The sequence below is a fragment of the Comamonas sp. BIGb0152 genome, assembly GCF_024809975.1.
Classification (GTDB): Bacteria; Pseudomonadota; Gammaproteobacteria; order Burkholderiales; family Burkholderiaceae_C; genus Comamonas.
Genome location: NZ_JANUDY010000009.1, coordinates 169,428 through 185,977 on the forward strand (window position 1 = coordinate 169,428; position 16,550 = coordinate 185,977).

The following is a 16,550-nucleotide window of genomic DNA, read 5'->3' on the forward strand; positions in this document are numbered from 1 at the left end:
CGCTGCTGGCAGGCCGAGGGCCTGCGGGGCGCGTTATTGCTCGCGGCGCAGCGCCGGGAACAAGATGATGTCGCGGATGCTGGCGCTGTCAGTCAGCAGCATCATGAAGCGGTCGATACCGATGCCGCAGCCGCCGGTGGGGGGCATGCCGTACTCCAGCGCACGCACAAAGTCGTGGTCGTAGTACATGGCTTCGTCATCGCCGCTATCCTTGGCAGCGACCTGGGCATTGAAGCGGGCGGCCTGGTCTTCGGCGTCGTTCAGCTCCGAGAAGCCATTGCCGAATTCGCGTCCGGTGATGTAGAGCTCAAAGCGCTCGGTCACTTCGGGGCGGTCATCGTTGGCGCGGGCCAGGGGGCTGATCTCGGTCGGGTGCTCCATGATGAAGGTGGGGTTCCAGAGCTTGTCTTCGACCGTTTCTTCGAAGTACAGCACCTGCAGGCTGGCCAGGGTGCGGCCCGCCAGCTTGTCCTTGTCTTCCTTCATGCCCAGCTTCTTCAAGGCATTGGTGAGCCATTCGCGGTTGCCCACGTTCTCGCCGGCATCGGTGTACTTGACGATGGCTTCGGTGATGGTCAGGCGCTCGAAGGGCTGGGTCAGGTCCACCGGCTTGCCGCCGTAGGTCAGCTCCAGGGTGCCCACGGCCTTCATCGCCGCATCGCGGATCAGCGCTTCGGTGTAGTCCATCAGGTCGCGGTAGTTCCAGTAGGCCGCGTAGAACTCCATCATCGTGAACTCGGGGTTGTGGCGCACCGACACCCCTTCGTTGCGGAAGTTGCGGTTGATCTCGAACACGCGCTCGAAGCCGCCCACGATCAGGCGCTTGAGGTAGAGCTCAGGCGCAATGCGCAGGTACATCTCCTGGTCCAGCGCATTGTGGTGGGTGATGAAGGGCTTGGCATTGGCACCACCGGGGATGGGGTGCAGCATCGGGGTTTCCACTTCCAGGAAGCCGTGCTCGACCATGAACTCACGGATGCCGGAGACCGCCTTGGAGCGGGCCACAAAGCGCTTGCGCGCTTCTTCATCGGTCATCAGGTCGACGTAGCGCTGGCGCACCTTCTGCTCCAGATCGGCCATGCCGTGGAACTTGTCGGGCATGGGGCGCAGGCTCTTGGTGAGCATGCGGATCTTGCTGACCTTGATCGACAATTCGCCGGTCTTGGTCTTCATCAGCAGGCCTTCGGCGCCGATGATGTCGCCCAGATCCCACTTCTTGAAGTCGGCATAGATCTCTTCACCGACGGTATCGCGGGTGACGTAGAGCTGGATGCGGCCGGTGGCATCTTGCACGGTGGCAAAGCTGGCCTTGCCCATGACGCGCTTGAGCATCATGCGCCCGCCCACGCTCACCGTGATGGCGGCGGCTTCCAGGTCGGTGGCATCCTTGTCCGCATGGGCGGCAATCAGCTCGGCTGCGCGGTCGGCGGGCTTGAAGTCATTGGGGAAAGCCACACCTTTGCCTTGGCGCTGTGCTTCGCGCAGGGCTTTGAGTTTTTCGCGGCGCTCGGCAATCAGTTGGTTTTCGTCCTGCGCAACCGGCGCGGTCTCGGGAGTGGTGTGGTTTTCAGACATGAAGAGGCCAGCATTGCGCTGGTGAACGGCCAAAACCTGCCATTTTAAGATTTTTCGCAGGCCCTGTGCCCGCAAAAGCCGTAGTGTCCGACTGCTGCGCCGCTTTTCGTCCCTGGCGGCCTGGGGGATTTGCCGGTCCAGGCGCTGCCCGGGGCCATAAAATATCCGCACCAAGCCCTTTGCCATTGGCTTGCCAGCTTCCTTTTACATAGCAGATCACATCGCAAACGGGATGGCCCCCGACTGGAAACACCCATGCTTTTTCAAATCCTGTCCCTGCTGCTCAATATCGCCGGTGGCCTGCTGACTGGCGCCTGCCTGCTGCGCTGGTACATGCAGTACCAGCGCGTGTCCTTCAACAACCCCCTGGGGCAGCTGGTGCTGGCGCTGACCAGCTGGATGGTGCTGCCCTTGCGCAGGATCACCAAGGGCCTGCCGGGTGGTGACTGGGCCAGCATCTTGGGCGCTTGGCTGGTGCAGCTGCTGCAGTTTGTGCTGCTGTGGCTGCTCTCGGGCGGCCTGGCATCGCTGGTGTCGGTGCTGGTGGTGGCCACTATTGGCGTGGTCAATATCGCCATTTCCACGATGGTGGTCATCACCCTGGTGCATGCGGTGCTGTCCTGGCTGGCCTCGGGCAATGCGGTGATGAACGCGCTGTTCTACCAGCTCACCGCCCCGCTGCTGCGCCCCTTGCGCAAGATCATTCCGCTGGTCGGCGGGGTCGATCTCTCGCCCATCGCGCTGTTGGTGGGCTTGCAGATCATCTCCATCATGCTGGCGCACTTGCAGTCGAGCTTGCTGATGGCCGTGTGATGCCGTAGTGGGCGCCAGCCAGGGCCCAGACGCAGAAAAACCGCCATAGGCGGTTTTCTTGGGGTTAGCGGCCCGGGCAGGCCGCAAGGCGCATCAGGAGACAGCGTCAGCCGGCAGGCGCTGCAGCATCGCCAGGCTGCTGGCAATGCGGTCGCGCAGCTCGCGGCGGTCCACGATCATGTCTACGCCACCCTTTTGCTGCAGGAACTCGGCGCGCTGGAAGCCTTCAGGCAGCTTCACACGCACGGTATTCTCGATCACGCGTGGGCCGGCAAAGCCGATCAGCGCCTTGGGTTCGGCCATGACGATATCGCCCATAAAGGCAAAACCGGCAGACACGCCACCCATGGTGGGGTCGGTCAGCACGCTGACGTAGGGCAGGCCCTTTTTGGCAAAGCGGGTCAAGGCGGCATTGGTCTTGGCCATTTGCATCAGGCTGAGCAGGCCTTCTTGCATGCGGGCGCCGCCGGTAGCGGTGAAGCACACAAAAGGCACTTTTTGCTCGATGGCGGTTTCGACGCCGCGCACAAAGCGCTCGCCAACGACCGAGCCCATGGATCCGCCCATGAATTCGAACTCGAAGCAGGCAACGACCAGGTTGATGCTCTTGACCGAGCCACCCATCACCACCAGCGCATCGGTCTCACCGGTGTTCTCCAGCGCTTCTTTGAGGCGCTCGGGGTACTTGCGGCTGTCCTTGAACTTGAGCGCATCGACGGGCAGCACTTCCTGGCCAATCTCGTAGCGGCCTTCGGCGTCGAGGAACTGGTTCAGGCGTGCACGCGCCGACATGCGGTGGTGGTGGCTGCACTTGGGGCAGACATTGAAGTTGTGCTCCAGGTCGGCCTTATACAGCACGGCTTCGCAGGCAGGGCACTTGATCCACAGGCCTTCGGGCATCTGGCGGCGATCGGCCGGGTCAGTGTGCTGGATCTTGGCGGGTAACAGTTTCTCTAGCCAGGACATGGTTGTTTTCCTTTGCTCTCGCACGCGTGGGGCTGCGCTCTGCGCAGCCCAGGAGGCGCATTATGCGTCAAGCGCCTTGCGGATGCCACGCAAAAAATCGGCGACCAGCGCCACGACCTTTTCGTGGGGCTGGTTTTCGATCAGCTGGATGATGCGGGTGCCGATCACGACAGCATCGGCCACTTTGCCGATGGCCTGTGCCGTCTGCGCATCGCGAATGCCAAAGCCCACGCCCACAGGGATGTGCACATGCTGGCGGATCAGCGGCAGCATGGCCTCGACCGCTGCGGTGTCGAGCGTGCCGGCACCGGTCACGCCCTTGAGCGAGACATAGTACACATAGCCACTGGCCACGCGCGCCACTTGCTGCATGCGCTCGGGGGTCGAGGTGGGCGCCAGCAGGAAGATGAGGTCCATGCCATGCGCACGCAGATCGGCCGCAAAGGCTTCGCATTCTTCGGGCGGGTAGTCTACCACCAGCAGGCCATCCACACCGGCAGCGGCCGCATCGCGCACAAAGGCGCCGCTGCCGTTGATCTGCTCATAGCGCTCAACCGGGTTGGCGTAACCCATCAGCACCACCGGCGTGATGTTGTCCTTCAGGCGGAACTCGGCCACCATGGCCAGCACCTGCTTCATGCCAATGCCCAGCGCCAGCGCTTTCTCGCCCGCCTTCTGGATGACGATGCCGTCGGCCATGGGGTCGGAAAAGGGCACGCCCAGCTCGATCACATCGGCACCGGCATCCACCATGCCGTGCATCAGCGCGGGGGTGATGTCGGCAAACGGGAAGCCGGCGGTGACATAGGGAATCAAGGCCTTGCGGCCGGCCAGCGTCAGCTGGTCGAAAGTTGCGGCAATACGGCTCATTTTGTATAGCTTCCCTTGACGGCCACACCGCGGCTGGAAGGTTGGGCGTAGAAGTCCACACCGGAGAGATCGGCCACGGTGCCAATGTCCTTGTCGCCACGGCCCGAGAGGCTGACGAGAATCGACTGGTCGGCGCGCATGGTTTTGGCCAGCTTCATCGCATAGGCCACGGCATGGCTGGATTCCAGCGCGGGGATGATGCCCTCGGTGTGGCACAGGTAGTGGAAGGCGTCGAGCGCTTCTTGGTCGGTGATGCCCACGTACTGGGCGCGGCCGATTTCCTGCAACCAGGCGTGCTCGGGGCCCACGCCGGGGTAGTCCAGGCCAGCGCTGATCGAATGGGTTTCGGTGATCTGGCCGTTGTCGTCCTGCAGGATGTAGGTGCGGTTGCCATGCAGCACGCCAGACGAGCCGCGCTGCAGCGACGCCGAGTGCTTGCCGCTGTCCAGGCCCTCGCCGGCGGCTTCGACGCCGATCAGGCGCGTGTTCTCGAAGGGGATATAGGGGTAGAAAATCCCCATGGCATTGCTGCCGCCGCCTACGCAGGCGATCACGGCATCGGGCTGCTCGGCAGCCATGTTCTGCTCCTTGAACAGCGCAGGCATCTGGGTCAGGCACTCATTGCCGATCACGCTTTGGAAATCGCGCACCATCATCGGATAGGGGTGGGGGCCCGCCACGGTGCCGATGATGTAGAAGGTGTTGTCCACGTTGGCCACCCAGTCGCGCATGGCTTCGTTGAGCGCGTCCTTGAGCGTTTTGCTGCCCGAATCGACGGGCACCACGGTGGCGCCCAGCAGCTTCATGCGGTAGACATTGGGGCTTTGGCGCCGCACGTCTTCGCTGCCCATGTAGACCACGCATTCGAGGCCATAGCGGGCGCAGATGGTGGCGGTGGCCACACCGTGCTGGCCGGCACCGGTCTCGGCAATGATGCGCGGCTTGCCCATGCGCTTGGCGAGCATGGCCTGGCCGATCACATTGTTGATCTTGTGGGCGCCGGTGTGGTTGAGGTCCTCGCGCTTGAGGTAGATCTGCGCGCCCCCCATCTCGCGCGACATGCGCGCTGCGTGGTAGACCGGCGACGGGCGGCCGACATAGTGGGCCAGCTCGTAGTGGAATTCGCGCATGAATTCCGGGTCGTGCTGGTACTTGGCATAGGCCTCGCGCAGCTCCACCAAGGCGTGGGTCAGGGTTTCGCTGGCAAAACTGCCACCGTAGGGGCCGAAATGGCCCGCGAGATCGGGTTGTTGGTATTCAAACATGGAAGGGATTCTTGGCAAGTAGTGTGTCGGCGGCGCGTACGGCAGCGACAAACTGTTGGATTTTTTCGGCGTCCTTGGTGCCCTTGATGGCCTTGCCATCGGCACCGGTCATCTCAACGCCGGAGCTGACATCCACCGCGAGCGAGATGCAGCGCGGTCTGACTTGCACAATGCCATCGGTCACGTTTGCAGGCGTGAGTCCACCAGACAAAACGAGATGAGAGGCTACGTTTGTTGGAAGCAGTGACCAATTGAATGCTTTGCCGCCGCCGCCGAATCCCTCGACATGGGCGTCGAGCAAGATGGCCTTGGCGTGTGAATAACGATGGGCATATTCTACGAGGTCAAACTGCAGTGCAGCGTCGCCTAGGGGTATGCGCGCAGCGCGCAAAAAGCTGCGCTCGCCGCCGCCGGTGGATGCCAGGCACTGTTCTGGGCTCTCGTCTCCGTGGAACTGCGCCATCGCGCCGGGCACCTGGGCGCAGGCCGCCATCACCTGGACAGGGGATTCATTGACAAACAGCAGCACCGGCGTCACAAAAGCGGGCAGGCGGCGTGCCAGCTCGGCGGCGCGCTTGACGCTCACGGCCCGGGGGCTGGCGGGGTAGAGCACAAAGCCGATGGCATCGGCCCCGGCGGCCACGGCCGCGTCCACATCTTGCTCGCGGGTCAGCCCGCAGATCTTGATGCGGGTGCGGCCCGCTGTGGCGTGGATGGCAGTCATGGGGGTCCTTGTTCAGGCAAACCAGTCGAAAGAGATGGCCTCGTTGGGCAGACCCCAGTGCGCGTCGTACTGGGGGCCCAAAAAGTACAGGCCATCGGGCGAGAAGGTGGGTGCAGCGATCTCGCGGCTGCGCGCTTCGAGCACCTCGTGCATCCATTCAGGCGGTTTGACGCCCTGGCCGATCACCACCAGGCAGCCCATGATGTTGCGAATCATGTGGTGCAAGAAGGCGCTGCCCTGGAAATCAAAACGCCAGTAGCAGGACGGCACCCCGTCGCGTGAGGCGCTGGGGCGCTGCGCACTGCGGCCGATCTGGATGGCGTACAAGGTCTTGACGGGCGACTTGGCCTGGCAGCCCGCTGCGCGAAAGGAGGAGAAATCATGCTCGCCCAGCAGGTACTGCGCGGCGCGCTCCATCGCTTCCAGATCCAGCGGCTGGAACACCCAGCCGACCCGGCCGTGCTCCACGCTGGGGCGCACCGGCGACTGCAGCAGCGCGTAGCCATAGCGTCGCGAGGTGGCGCAGGCGCGGCTGTGGAAGGCATCGGGCACGGTCCGGGCCCATTGGACGGCAATGTCCTTGGGCAAAAAGGTATTGGTGCCGCGCACCCAGGAGGGCTCGGCACGCTCGACCGGTGCGTCGAAATGCACGACCTGCATGAGGCCGTGGACACCGGCATCGGTGCGGCCAGCGCAGATGGTGGAGATGGGAGAGGCGGCAAAACGGCCCAGGGCCGCTTCAAGATGGTCTTGGACAGTGTTTCCACTGGGCTGGCTTTGCCAGCCCTGGTAGGCCTGTCCGTTATAGGTGATGCCCAGGGCGATTCGCATGGCGCCCATCATAACTGCTGGTGCCAGCGGGCCCGGCCATGAAAAAGCCCCGCAGTGCGGGGCTTGGAGCGGAGGCGATTGTTGCGCTCAGCGGCTTTGGTCCAGCAGACGCTGGGCTTGGGCCTTGACCGTGGCGCTGGACGATTCGGCCATGACTTCTTCAGCCAGCGAACGGGCGCCTTCCTTGTCGCCGATGGCCAGGAATTCCTGGGCCAAGGTCAGCTTGGTGGCCAGCGGATCGCTGTCATCGATCTCCAGGCCGGCCATGTCGTCGGCCAAGGTCACCGGGTGGGTATGGTCGGGCTCGCCGGAGCCAGGCAGGTCCAGTGCCAGCGAGGTCATGTCGAAGTCCATGGTCGGCGCACGCTTGTCACCGATGGGCATCTGGGCCGTGCTCTGGTTGTCGAAATCGCTGAGCTGGAAATCCAAGGAGCCAGGCTGGGTCTCCAGGCTCTGGGCAGCTTCGGGCGCAGGGCCGGGGGACAGCTCCGACGGAATGCTCAGTGCTTCTGCCAGCTGGCGGTCGAAATCTTCCATCGACATCGAAGGCTTGGCCGCAGCCGGTGCCAGGGCCTCAAAGGCCAGGCCCGCATCGGCCACCGGGGCGGGTGGCGCTGCAACGGGTGCCGCTGGGGCCGGAGCCTGGTAGCGTGCCGCTGCATCCGGGGTCTCGGTCAACTGGCTGCTCATCGCAAAATCCAGACCCGTGGAGGGGCTGAATGCGCTGGCAGGGTCGGCCGCTGCCATCGTGGTGGGCGGCAGGGTGTTCTCGAACGGGATCGGCTCGGCACGTGCGGCGGCGGCTGCGGCGGCCAGTGCTGCAGGCGTGACGATCTCGGCCGATGGCACGGTAGCCGTGTTGTTCTGGTAGATCGGGTTGGCCGCATCCAGCTCTTGGCCCAGGGCTGCGATGCGCAACCAATCGGGGCCGGTGCCGCCGGTCAGTTGGCGCGCATCCTTGGCAATGCTCTCCAGCGCCAGGCGGTCCTTGCGCTTGGCGTAGATCTCGGCCAGCTTGGCATGCAGGGCGCTGCGGGTAGGGCTGGTGCGCAGCGCTTCCTTGAGGATTTCTTCGGCCTGCAGATCGCGGCCATAGGCCAGGTAGACGTCGGCCTCGGCCACGGGGTCCACATCGCCGGCATCGAGCTGGCTGGGGGTGTAGGCCAGCGAGGAGTTGCCGGTGGTCATGGCGCTGACCGAGGTGTCGATGTGCTGGCCGCCGCTGGCGCCAAAGAAGGAGTCTTGCGCTAGGCTGCTCTCCAGCACCGAGTCGGTGGCTGCGTCCACGCCTTCTTTGCGCTTTTTGCTGCGGTACCACAGACCGCCCAGCAGGGCCAGGATGGCCAGACCGCCAGCGGCTGGCAGCAAGGGGTTGGCCAGCAGGTCGTCGACAAAGCTGGGCTCTTCGACAGGCGCAGGTGCGGGTTTGGGGACGGGCTTGGGTGCCACAGCCGGCGCTGCAACAGGCGCAGCGGCGTCGCCGGAACTGGCCGCAGCTGCAGCAGGCGCTGCAACAGGTGCAGGCGTGGCAGCAGTCACGGCCGGTGTAGCGGGGGCTGCAGCGGGCGCAGGGGTGGCTGCGGGTGCTGCGGCGGCAGGTGCTGGTGTATTGCCCGAGGCAGGCACGGTGGCCGTCGCGGCAGGCTTGCTGTCGGCTGGGCTGGTAGACGAGGCTGCAGCAGCGGCGCTGCCTGCAGCGGCTTGCTTGAGCTTGTTCAGCTCTTCGATGTTCTTGTTCAGCTCGGAGGTGCGCTCCTGAGCGGCATTGGCCTGCTGGGCACTGGCGACGCTGGCTTCTGCAGACTTGCTGCCCTTGGCGGCTTCCTTGCTCAGCTTGAGCTGGTCGGGGGCTACGCTTTGGGGTTTCTTGTCGTCAACCGATGCCTCGACCTTGCCGCTGGCTGCGCGCGTGTCGGTGGCGACCTGGGCCGGCGCTGCCTTGGCGGCGAGCTGGCTGCGGTAGCTGTTGAAGTCGCGGCTTTGCGCGGCCACCATCTGGCGGGCCTGGCGTGGCGAGACGGCGCGCGCTTGTTCAGCGGACGGCATGGTCAGGTTGACGCCGGCCTTCATGCGGTTGACGTTGCCGCCAACAAAAGCGTGCGGGTTGCTTTGCACCACGGCGACCAGCATCTGGTCCAGCGAGATATCGGCCGGCTTGTTCTGTGCAGCGATGCGGCCCAGCGTGTCACCACGTTGGGTACGCACGGTGTCGCCGCCGGCGTTGTTGGAGGCGCTGGCTGGCACATTGGCGCGCGGCGCAGGGCGGGGCGCGGCAGCCGCGCTGCGGGCGGCTGGGGCCGGTGCTGGCGTGGCCGATGCCAGGGGCTCTTCGATCACGCGCACAGGGGGTGCGGGTGGGCGGGCTGCGGGGCTGGCCGCAGCGCTGATTTGTGGGGCGATGGTGACGGCGGCTTCGGCCTTGCGCAGGTTGGGCGGGTCAAACAGCATGGTGTAGCTGCGCACGACCTGGCCCGAGTTCCAGTTGGCATCAATCACATAGTCGACAAAGGGGTCGTTGACCGGGCGCTGGGTGGTCAACACGATCACCGCCGTGCCGTTGGCGCGGCGCTGCAATTGGGCGCGCACGGAGCTGGCCGTGCCGGAGTAGTCCATGCCTTGGGTGCGGAAAACAGCGGACGATGCCGTCTTGACCTGCAAGGTGTCGGCCTCGGCGTCGTTGATCTGCGGAACTTCAATTTCCGCGCGCAGGGGCTCGCCCAGCGCGGACTTCACATTGATCTTGCCCAGCGCGAGTGCCGCTGCCTCCCCTGTGTACAGTCCAAAGGCTGCCATGGCGGCGGCAAGCGCAGTGATTTTCCAGCGATGCATAGTGCTATTTGATTGAATAATTGTAGAAGCGTGCGGGGTTGTTTTTGTACCCATGAGAAAGCCCTCCCCCTAAGACGCGAAATTGGTAATTATCAGTAAAAAGCACCTTAACAGTAATGTCTTGGGGTGACAAGTTAAGGAATGGGCTTCTTTTTTGATCGGACGCTCGGGGCCGGGCTGGCTCGCCGGATTGTTGCTCTGGAGCAACTTTTTAGCGGCTGGGCACAGGGCAGAGCCGCATCGGCCGTACTGCCAAAACGCCATGAAAAACACCTTCCGGCTGCTGTGTGCAGGGCCGGAAGGTGTGGTATTTCAGTCGCTTGATCAGGCGGCCAGCAAGATGCGCAGCATGCGGCGCAGCGGCTCGGCAGCGCCCCACAGCAGCTGGTCGCCGATCACGAAGGCGGAGACGTATTCCGGGCCCATGTTCAGCTTGCGCACCCGGCCCACGGCCACTTCCAGACCACCGGTGACGGCAGCGGGGGTCAGCTCCTTGACGGTCACGGCGCGCTCGTTGGGCACCCACTTGACCCAGTCGTTGCCGCCCTTGATCAAGGCCTCGATCTCGGCCAGCGGCAGGTCCTTGTTCAGCTTCAAGGTCAGCGCCAGACTGTGGCAGCGCATGGCGCCAATGCGCACGCACAGGCCGTCGACGGGGATGGTGGCATCGGTGCCCAGGATCTTGTTGACCTCCGCCTGGCCTTTCCACTCTTCCTTGGACTGGCCGTTGTCCAGCTGGGCGTCGATCCAGGGGATCAGGCCGCCGGCCAGTGGCGCGCCAAAGAACTCGGTGGGCACATCGCTGCGGATGGTTTGGGCCACCTTGCGGTCGATTTCCAAAATGGCGGAGGCAGGCGTGGCCAGTTCATCGGCCACGGCAGCATGCACCACGCCCATGCCCTTGAGCAGCTCACGCATGTGGTTGGCACCGCCACCGGAGGCGGCCTGGTAGGTCATCGACGAGACCCAGTCGACCAGACCTGCGTTGAACAGGCCCGACAGGCCCATCAGCAAGATGGAGTTAGTGCAGTTGCCGCCAATCCAGTTCTTGCCGCCAGCGGCCAGCTTGCGCTGGATCAGGGCGTCATTGACGGGGTCGAGCACGATGACGGCATCGTCTTGCATGCGCAAGGACGAGGCTGCATCAATCCAGTGTCCATTCCAGCCGGCAGCCCGGATCTTGGGGAAGACGTCCTTGGTGTAGTCGCCGCCTTGGCAGGTGATGATGATGTCGCACTTGGACAGCTCGGCAATGTCGTTGGCATCCTTGAGCTGGGTGTGCACGGTCGCCATGGCTGGGGCCTTGCCGCCTGCGTTGGAGGTGGAGAAAAACACCGGCTCGATCAGCGCGAAGTCACCCTCGGCCTGCATACGGTCCATCAACACCGAGCCGACCATGCCGCGCCAGCCCACCAAACCTACCAATTGCTTGCTCATAAAACGCCCTTGTGTACCTAAAGGAAATACCACGGGGGCTGAGGGCCTGGCTCGTCGGCCAGGGGGGAGGCGCACGACGAACCAGGCTGGATCAGCCGGTAATCTTCGTGGTGGTTGTGAATGTGTATGCGTGCGCAACCATACCCGCCTCAATGGGGGTGGTGGTCTTCAGCCAAGAAACAGGGCAGTGCGCAAACATAGGGAGCTATTCTAGCGTCAAAAAAAGAAAATGGGCAAGAATATTTTATAAATTTCAAGTGCTGGCGCATCGAAGCGTATGTATATATGTCATTGAAAACTATTTTTCGTCAATTTTATAAGTTTTGATTCGTCGAAATGACTATTGGTGAAGCCTTGGCGCAGTTCCGTCGTCGTTTTGCCGTTCCATGCCCGCTGGGGTGGCTGTGTGTGCGTGCTGGCAGGGTATCGGCAGGCGCAAAAAAGCGGCCCGCAGGCCGCTCGTCGAGGGTGGGGGGATGGGGCTGTTTACAGCGCGGCCACCACGGCATCGCCCATTTGCTGGGTGCCCACCTTGGTCGTGCCTTCGCTGTAGATGTCTGGCGTGCGCAGGCCTTGGGCCAGCACCTTCTGCACGGCAGCTTCAATCTTCAGGGCAGCGGCTTCCTGGCCCAGGCTGAAGCGCAGCATCATCGCGGCCGATAGGATGGTTGCCAACGGGTTGGCCACGCCCTTGCCGGCGATGTCGGGGGCCGAGCCGTGGCTGGGCTCGTACAGGCCTTGCTTTTTGTCGTTCAGGCTGGCCGAAGGCAGCATGCCGATCGAGCCGGTCAGCATCGAGGCTTCGTCGCTCAGGATGTCGCCAAACATATTGCCGGTGACGACCACGTCAAAACGCTTGGGTTCCTTGACCAGCTGCATCGCGGCGTTGTCGACATACATGTGGTCCAGCTGCACATCAGGGTACTGCTTGCCCACTTCGGTCATCACGTCCTTCCACAGCTGGAAAGTCTCCAGCACATTGGCCTTGTCCACGCTGGTCACGCGCTTGCTGCGCTTTTGGGCGGCCTGGAAGGCCACATGGCCGATGCGCTCGATCTCGGGGCGGCTGTAGCGCATGGTGTCGAAGGCTTCTTCGGCGCCGGGGAAGTGGCCGTCCGGGGCGCTGCGGCGGCCGCGTGGCTGGCCAAAGTAGATGTCGCCGGTCAGCTCGCGGATGATGAGGATATCGAGACCGGATACCAGCTCGGGCTTGAGGCTGGAGGCATGGGTCAGCTCCTTGTAGCAGATGGCGGGACGGAAGTTGGCGAACAGGCCCAGCGCCTTGCGCAGGCCCAGAATGGCTTGCTCGGGGCGCAGCGCGCGCTCCAAGGTGTCGTACTTCCAGTCGCCCACGGCGCCGAACAGGATGGCGTCCGAGGCTTGTGCCAGCGCCAGGGTGGCCGGTGGCAGCGGGTGGCCGGAGGCCTCGTAGGCGGCGCCGCCCACGGGGGCGCTTTGCAGCTCCAGGTTCAGCTTGAGGGCATCGAGCACCTTGACAGCTTCTGCAACGATTTCTGGGCCAATGCCGTCTCCGGGCAACACTGCGATTTTCATGGTTTTTCTCACTGAGGGATAGCGGCCTGCGCCCAGGCTAGGCGCGCAGGAGGGAAAGGGGCGTGTCCAGGCTCAGGCCTTGGCCTGCACCAGGCTGTGGGCCAGCCAGGGCTTGGTGGCCAGGCGGTTGGCTTCGTAGGCCTGGATCTTGTCCTTGTGGTGCAGGGTCAGGCCGATGTCGTCAAAGCCATTGAGCAGGCAGTACTTGCGAAAGGCGATGACATCAAAGGGAATGGCCTCGCCACCGGGGCGCAGGATGACCTGCTGGTCCAGGTCGATGGTGAGGCTGTAGCCCGGGTTCACCGCGACTTCGTTGAACAGCAGGTCCACCGTGGCCTCGGGCAGCACGATGGGCAGCAGGCCATTCTTGAAGCAGTTGTTGAAGAAGATATCGGCAAAGCTGGGCGCCAGGATGGCACGGAAGCCAAACTGGTCGAGTGCCCAAGGGGCGTGCTCACGGCTGGAGCCGCAGCCAAAGTTCTTGCGCGCGATCAGGATGCTGGCGCCCTGGTAGCGGCTGTGGTTGAGCACAAAATCCGGGTTGGGCTTGCGGGCCGATTCGGGCACGCCCGGCTGGCCGGGTTGGTCCAGGTAGCGCCATTCGTCGAAGGCGTTGACGCCAAAGCCGGTCTTCTTGATCGACTTCAGAAACTGCTTGGGGATGATGGCGTCGGTGTCGACGTTCTCGCGGTCCATGGGAGCGACCAGGCCCTGGTGAATGGTGAATTTTTGCATGTGAGAAGCCTCCATTGTGGAGAGGTGGGGCTGGCAGCGGGCGGCTAGGCTTGGGGCTGCCAGGCCCCGACATCGATGGGACGGATTACCGCGAGGCGCGTGAAATGGCGTTGCCGGCACCTTGCACATCCTGGCCAATGCCATGGATGGTGTTGCAGCCCGAGAGCAGTGCGGCCAAGGCCACGGTGATCAGTGCAAAACGGGTTTTCATCACGTGTATTCCTGCTGAGGGCCGCGATCAGGAGAAGCGGCGAATGTCGACAAAATGGCCGTGCACGGCAGCGGCTGCGGCCATGGCGGGGCTGACCAGGTGGGTGCGGCCACCAGCGCCCTGGCGCCCTTCAAAGTTGCGGTTGCTGGTCGATGCGCAGCGCTCACCGGGCTCCAGGCGGTCAGCGTTCATCGCCAGGCACATGGAGCAGCCCGGTTCGCGCCACTCAAAGCCGGCGGCGGTAAAGATCTGGTCCAGGCCTTCGGCCTCGGCCTGGGCCTTGACCAGGCCGGAGCCGGGAACCACCATCGCCAGCTTCACATTCTTGGCCACTTTCTGGCCCAGCTTCTTGACGACGGCAGCGGCCTCGCGCATGTCCTCGATGCGGCTGTTGGTGCAGCTGCCGATGAACACCTTGTCGATGAAGATGTCATTGATCGGCTTGCCGGGCTCCAGGTTCATGTAGGTCAGCGCGCGTTCGATGGCGCCGCGCTTGTTCGGGTCTTTTTCCTTGTCCGGATCGGGCACGGTCGCATCCACACCCAGCACCATCTCGGGGCTGGTACCCCAGGTGACCTGGGGCACGATGTCTTCAGCGCGCAAGGTGACCACGGTGTCGAACTTGGCATCCACATCGGAGTGCAAGGTCTTCCAGTAGCTGACGGCCTGTTCCCATTCCACGCCGGTGGGTGCCAGCGGGCGGCCCTTGACGTAGTCGATGGTCTTGCTGTCCACGGCGACGAGGCCTGCGCGGGCGCCGGCTTCAATCGCCATGTTGCAGACCGTCATGCGGCCTTCCACGGACAGGTCCCGGATGGCCGAGCCGGCAAACTCGATGGTGTAGCCGGTGCCGCCTGCCGTGCCGATGCGGCCGATGATGGCCAGCACGATGTCCTTGGCGGTCACGCCCGGGGCCACCTTGCCGTCCACCTTGATCAGCATGTTCTTGGCCTTCTTGGCCAGCAGGGTCTGGGTGGCCATCACGTGCTCGACTTCCGAGGTGCCGATGCCGTGCGCCAGCGCGCCAAAGGCGCCATGGGTGCTGGTGTGGCTGTCGCCGCAAACCACTGTCATGCCCGGCAGGGTGGCACCTTGCTCGGGGCCCATCACGTGGACGATGCCCTGGCCCTTGTCCATGAAGGGGAAGAAGGCGGCCGCGCCGAATTCGCCAATGTTGTGGTTCAGGGTGACGATCTGCTCTTTGCTGATCGGGTCTTCGATGCCGTCATAGCCGCGCTCCCAGCCGGTGGTGGGGGTGTTGTGGTCGGCCGTCGCCACCACCGAGCTGACGCGCCAGAGCTTGCGGCCGGCCATGCGCAGACCTTCGAATGCCTGGGGGCTGGTGACTTCGTGCACCAGGTGGCGGTCGATATACAGCACAGCGGTGCCATCCTCCTCGGTGTGGATGGTGTGCTCGTCAAAAATCTTGTCGTAGAGGGTGCGTCCGGTCATCGTGGTTCTCTTTGGGTCAAGGGTCTCATCAAGGGGCTAAATATCAAAGATGGGCAAAGGTCTGGGTCTGCAGATGGGCTGCCAGCGCGGTCTCCTGGCCGCCGGGGGCCAGTGCTCCCTCGGCGGGCCGGGGGCTGAGGTGCTCCACCAGCAGGCGCGCGGTCACCGGCAGCGCATCAAAATCGCGGGCCATCAACCGCAGCTCGCGGTGGGCCCAGGCATCGGCCAGGCGGATGCCGCGCAGGTTGCCCACGCCGTGCATCAGTGCAAAGGCGCGGTCGGGCAGCAGGCCAATGCCCAGCCCGTTGTCGATCATGCGGCACATAGCATCAAGGCTGGTGACCTGGATGCGCTGGCGCAGCGGGCGGCGCAGCTGGGCCGATGCCGAGCGCATCGCCTGGCTGATGCTGCTGCCCGATTGCAGGCCGACGATGTCCCATTCCAGCGCTTCTTCAAAGCTGATGGTGTTGCGTTGGGCAAGCGCGTGGCCCAGGGGCACTACCAGCATCAGGTGGTCGCTGCGGTAGGGGCGCGACTGCAGATCCATCTCGGCGGTGTTGGGGACCGTGTCCGGGTTGCAGATGCCCAGGTCGGCCGTGCCTTCGTGCACGGCTTGGATCACCTCGGCGCTCAAATGCTCCTGCAGGTCAATCTTGATCTGGCTGTGCGCACGCGCAAAGCTGCCCAGGTCCTCAGGCAGAAACTGCACGATCGCGGAGATATTGGCATGGATGCGTACATGGCCGCGCACGCCGTCGGCGTACTCGCTCAGCTCACCTTGCATGCGCTCCAGGCCAAACAGCACATTGCGCGCATGGTGCAGCAGGCTCTCGCCGGCGGGGGTCAGGGTGACGCCTCGGCTGTGGCGGTAGAGCAGCTGGGTATCGACCGCCGTTTCCAGGTCCGACAGGCGCTTGCTGACCGCCGATGCTGCGATGAACTCCCGCTCCGCCGCCCGGCCAATGCTGCCCAGCTCGCAAACGGCTACAAACAGCTGGAGCGAGGTCAGGTCAATGCGGCGCGCAAAACTGCGCTCTGAGCTTTTCATGGCGGGGGAGGTATCGTATTTTTAGAAATCAAATGCGATTTTAGCGGCAAATGGCAGGTTTGGTATCGTGGATTGCGATGGCTGATATGTCATTTGCATGAAAAGTCTGGCTTTGCGAGCCGCTGCGGGGGTAGGGCTAGGGACGCCATGGGCCTGGTCAATATGTAGGTTTTTGTAAGGCTTTGACCCCGTTGGAGCGGCTCACTACGATTGAGCAGCTGTCGCACGCTGCGATGTTCA

General features: G+C 63.7%; 14 protein-coding genes. 1 reads left to right on the forward strand and 13 read right to left on the reverse strand.

Going from position 1 to position 16,550, the window contains the following annotated elements; translation table 11 throughout:
- Positions 1 to 33 precede the first annotated feature (33 nt).
- Complete coding sequence (gene lysS, locus M2375_RS17555) at positions 34 to 1,575, reverse strand: lysine--tRNA ligase (protein WP_259169176.1); 1,542 nt, start codon at positions 1,573 to 1,575, stop codon at positions 34 to 36.
- 255 nt (positions 1,576 to 1,830) lie between these two features.
- Here lysS and M2375_RS17560 point away from each other — a divergent pair, with 255 nt between their 5' ends.
- The gene (locus tag M2375_RS17560; protein WP_259169177.1) at positions 1,831 to 2,388 is read left to right on the forward strand and encodes a YggT family protein; all 558 of its coding nucleotides are present in this window, start codon (positions 1,831 to 1,833) and stop codon (positions 2,386 to 2,388) included.
- Between the two features lie 93 nt (positions 2,389 to 2,481).
- Here the strand turns inward: M2375_RS17560 and accD are convergent, their stop codons facing one another.
- The 12 genes from accD to M2375_RS17620 all read right to left on the reverse strand — a co-directional run bounded on the left by accD (position 2,482) and on the right by M2375_RS17620 (position 16,310).
- A complete protein-coding gene (accD, locus tag M2375_RS17565) occupies positions 2,482 to 3,354 on the reverse strand; it encodes an acetyl-CoA carboxylase, carboxyltransferase subunit beta (RefSeq protein WP_259169179.1) in 873 nt (290 codons plus the stop codon).
- 60 nt (positions 3,355 to 3,414) lie between these two features.
- A complete protein-coding gene (gene trpA, locus M2375_RS17570) occupies positions 3,415 to 4,224 on the reverse strand; it encodes a tryptophan synthase subunit alpha (protein WP_259169180.1) in 810 nt (269 codons plus the stop codon).
- Positions 4,221 to 5,489 (reverse strand): tryptophan synthase subunit beta, encoded by a 1,269-nt coding sequence (gene trpB / locus M2375_RS17575; RefSeq protein WP_259169182.1) that lies wholly within the window; start codon positions 5,487 to 5,489, stop codon positions 4,221 to 4,223. Before trpB ends, trpA begins: the two co-directional genes overlap by 4 nt.
- A complete protein-coding gene (locus M2375_RS17580; protein ID WP_259169183.1) occupies positions 5,482 to 6,213 on the reverse strand; it encodes a phosphoribosylanthranilate isomerase in 732 nt (243 codons plus the stop codon). Before M2375_RS17580 ends, trpB begins: the two co-directional genes overlap by 8 nt.
- A gap of 12 nt (positions 6,214 to 6,225) precedes the next feature.
- Positions 6,226 to 7,044, reverse strand: a complete 819-nt coding sequence (gene truA / locus M2375_RS17585; protein WP_259169184.1) for a tRNA pseudouridine(38-40) synthase TruA — start codon at positions 7,042 to 7,044, stop codon at positions 6,226 to 6,228.
- An 87-nt stretch (positions 7,045 to 7,131) separates the two neighbouring features.
- On the reverse strand, positions 7,132 to 9,873 hold the full coding sequence (locus M2375_RS17590) for a FimV/HubP family polar landmark protein (RefSeq protein WP_259169185.1): 2,742 nt from the start codon (positions 9,871 to 9,873) through the stop codon (positions 7,132 to 7,134).
- A 324-nt stretch (positions 9,874 to 10,197) separates the two neighbouring features.
- Positions 10,198 to 11,310: an aspartate-semialdehyde dehydrogenase gene (gene asd, locus M2375_RS17595; protein WP_259169186.1), complete on the reverse strand. Its 1,113-nt coding sequence runs from the start codon at positions 11,308 to 11,310 to the stop codon at positions 10,198 to 10,200.
- A gap of 486 nt (positions 11,311 to 11,796) precedes the next feature.
- Positions 11,797 to 12,864 carry a 3-isopropylmalate dehydrogenase gene (gene leuB / locus M2375_RS17600; RefSeq protein ID WP_259169187.1) on the reverse strand — a complete coding sequence of 356 codons (1,068 nt, stop codon included), beginning with the start codon at positions 12,862 to 12,864 and terminating at the stop codon, positions 11,797 to 11,799.
- 72 nt (positions 12,865 to 12,936) lie between these two features.
- Positions 12,937 to 13,599, reverse strand: coding sequence for a 3-isopropylmalate dehydratase small subunit (gene leuD / locus M2375_RS17605; protein ID WP_259169189.1), 663 nt, complete (start codon positions 13,597 to 13,599; stop codon positions 12,937 to 12,939).
- A gap of 85 nt (positions 13,600 to 13,684) precedes the next feature.
- Complete coding sequence (locus tag M2375_RS17610; protein WP_259169190.1) at positions 13,685 to 13,810, reverse strand: entericidin A/B family lipoprotein; 126 nt, start codon at positions 13,808 to 13,810, stop codon at positions 13,685 to 13,687.
- Between the two features lie 27 nt (positions 13,811 to 13,837).
- Entirely contained in the window at positions 13,838 to 15,262 is a 1,425-nt protein-coding gene (leuC, locus tag M2375_RS17615; protein ID WP_259169192.1) for a 3-isopropylmalate dehydratase large subunit, read from the reverse strand.
- Between the two features lie 43 nt (positions 15,263 to 15,305).
- Positions 15,306 to 16,310, reverse strand: a complete 1,005-nt coding sequence (locus M2375_RS17620) for a LysR family transcriptional regulator (protein WP_259169194.1) — start codon at positions 16,308 to 16,310, stop codon at positions 15,306 to 15,308.
- Between the last annotated feature and the right edge of the window lie 240 nt (positions 16,311 to 16,550).

What these genes read in the sequence shown, in the direction of transcription:
- truA (WP_259169184.1), bottom strand. Translation starts at nt 7,044, where the DNA reads ATGCGAATCGCCCTGGGCATCACCTATAACGGACAGGCCTACCAGGGC.
- leuD (WP_259169189.1), bottom strand. Translation starts at nt 13,599, where the DNA reads ATGCAAAAATTCACCATTCACCAGGGCCTGGTCGCTCCCATGGACCGC.
- trpB (WP_259169182.1), bottom strand. Translation starts at nt 5,489, where the DNA reads ATGTTTGAATACCAACAACCCGATCTCGCGGGCCATTTCGGCCCCTAC.
- leuC (WP_259169192.1), bottom strand. Translation starts at nt 15,262, where the DNA reads ATGACCGGACGCACCCTCTACGACAAGATTTTTGACGAGCACACCATC.
- M2375_RS17610 (WP_259169190.1), bottom strand. Translation starts at nt 13,810, where the DNA reads ATGAAAACCCGTTTTGCACTGATCACCGTGGCCTTGGCCGCACTGCTC.
- M2375_RS17620 (WP_259169194.1), bottom strand. Translation starts at nt 16,310, where the DNA reads ATGAAAAGCTCAGAGCGCAGTTTTGCGCGCCGCATTGACCTGACCTCG.
- M2375_RS17590 (WP_259169185.1), bottom strand. Translation starts at nt 9,873, where the DNA reads ATGCATCGCTGGAAAATCACTGCGCTTGCCGCCGCCATGGCAGCCTTT.
- accD (WP_259169179.1), bottom strand. Translation starts at nt 3,354, where the DNA reads ATGTCCTGGCTAGAGAAACTGTTACCCGCCAAGATCCAGCACACTGAC.
- lysS (WP_259169176.1), bottom strand. Translation starts at nt 1,575, where the DNA reads ATGTCTGAAAACCACACCACTCCCGAGACCGCGCCGGTTGCGCAGGAC.
- trpA (WP_259169180.1), bottom strand. Translation starts at nt 4,224, where the DNA reads ATGAGCCGTATTGCCGCAACTTTCGACCAGCTGACGCTGGCCGGCCGC.
- M2375_RS17560 (WP_259169177.1), top strand. Translation starts at nt 1,831, where the DNA reads ATGCTTTTTCAAATCCTGTCCCTGCTGCTCAATATCGCCGGTGGCCTG.
- asd (WP_259169186.1), bottom strand. Translation starts at nt 11,310, where the DNA reads ATGAGCAAGCAATTGGTAGGTTTGGTGGGCTGGCGCGGCATGGTCGGC.
- M2375_RS17580 (WP_259169183.1), bottom strand. Translation starts at nt 6,213, where the DNA reads ATGACTGCCATCCACGCCACAGCGGGCCGCACCCGCATCAAGATCTGC.
- leuB (WP_259169187.1), bottom strand. Translation starts at nt 12,864, where the DNA reads ATGAAAATCGCAGTGTTGCCCGGAGACGGCATTGGCCCAGAAATCGTT.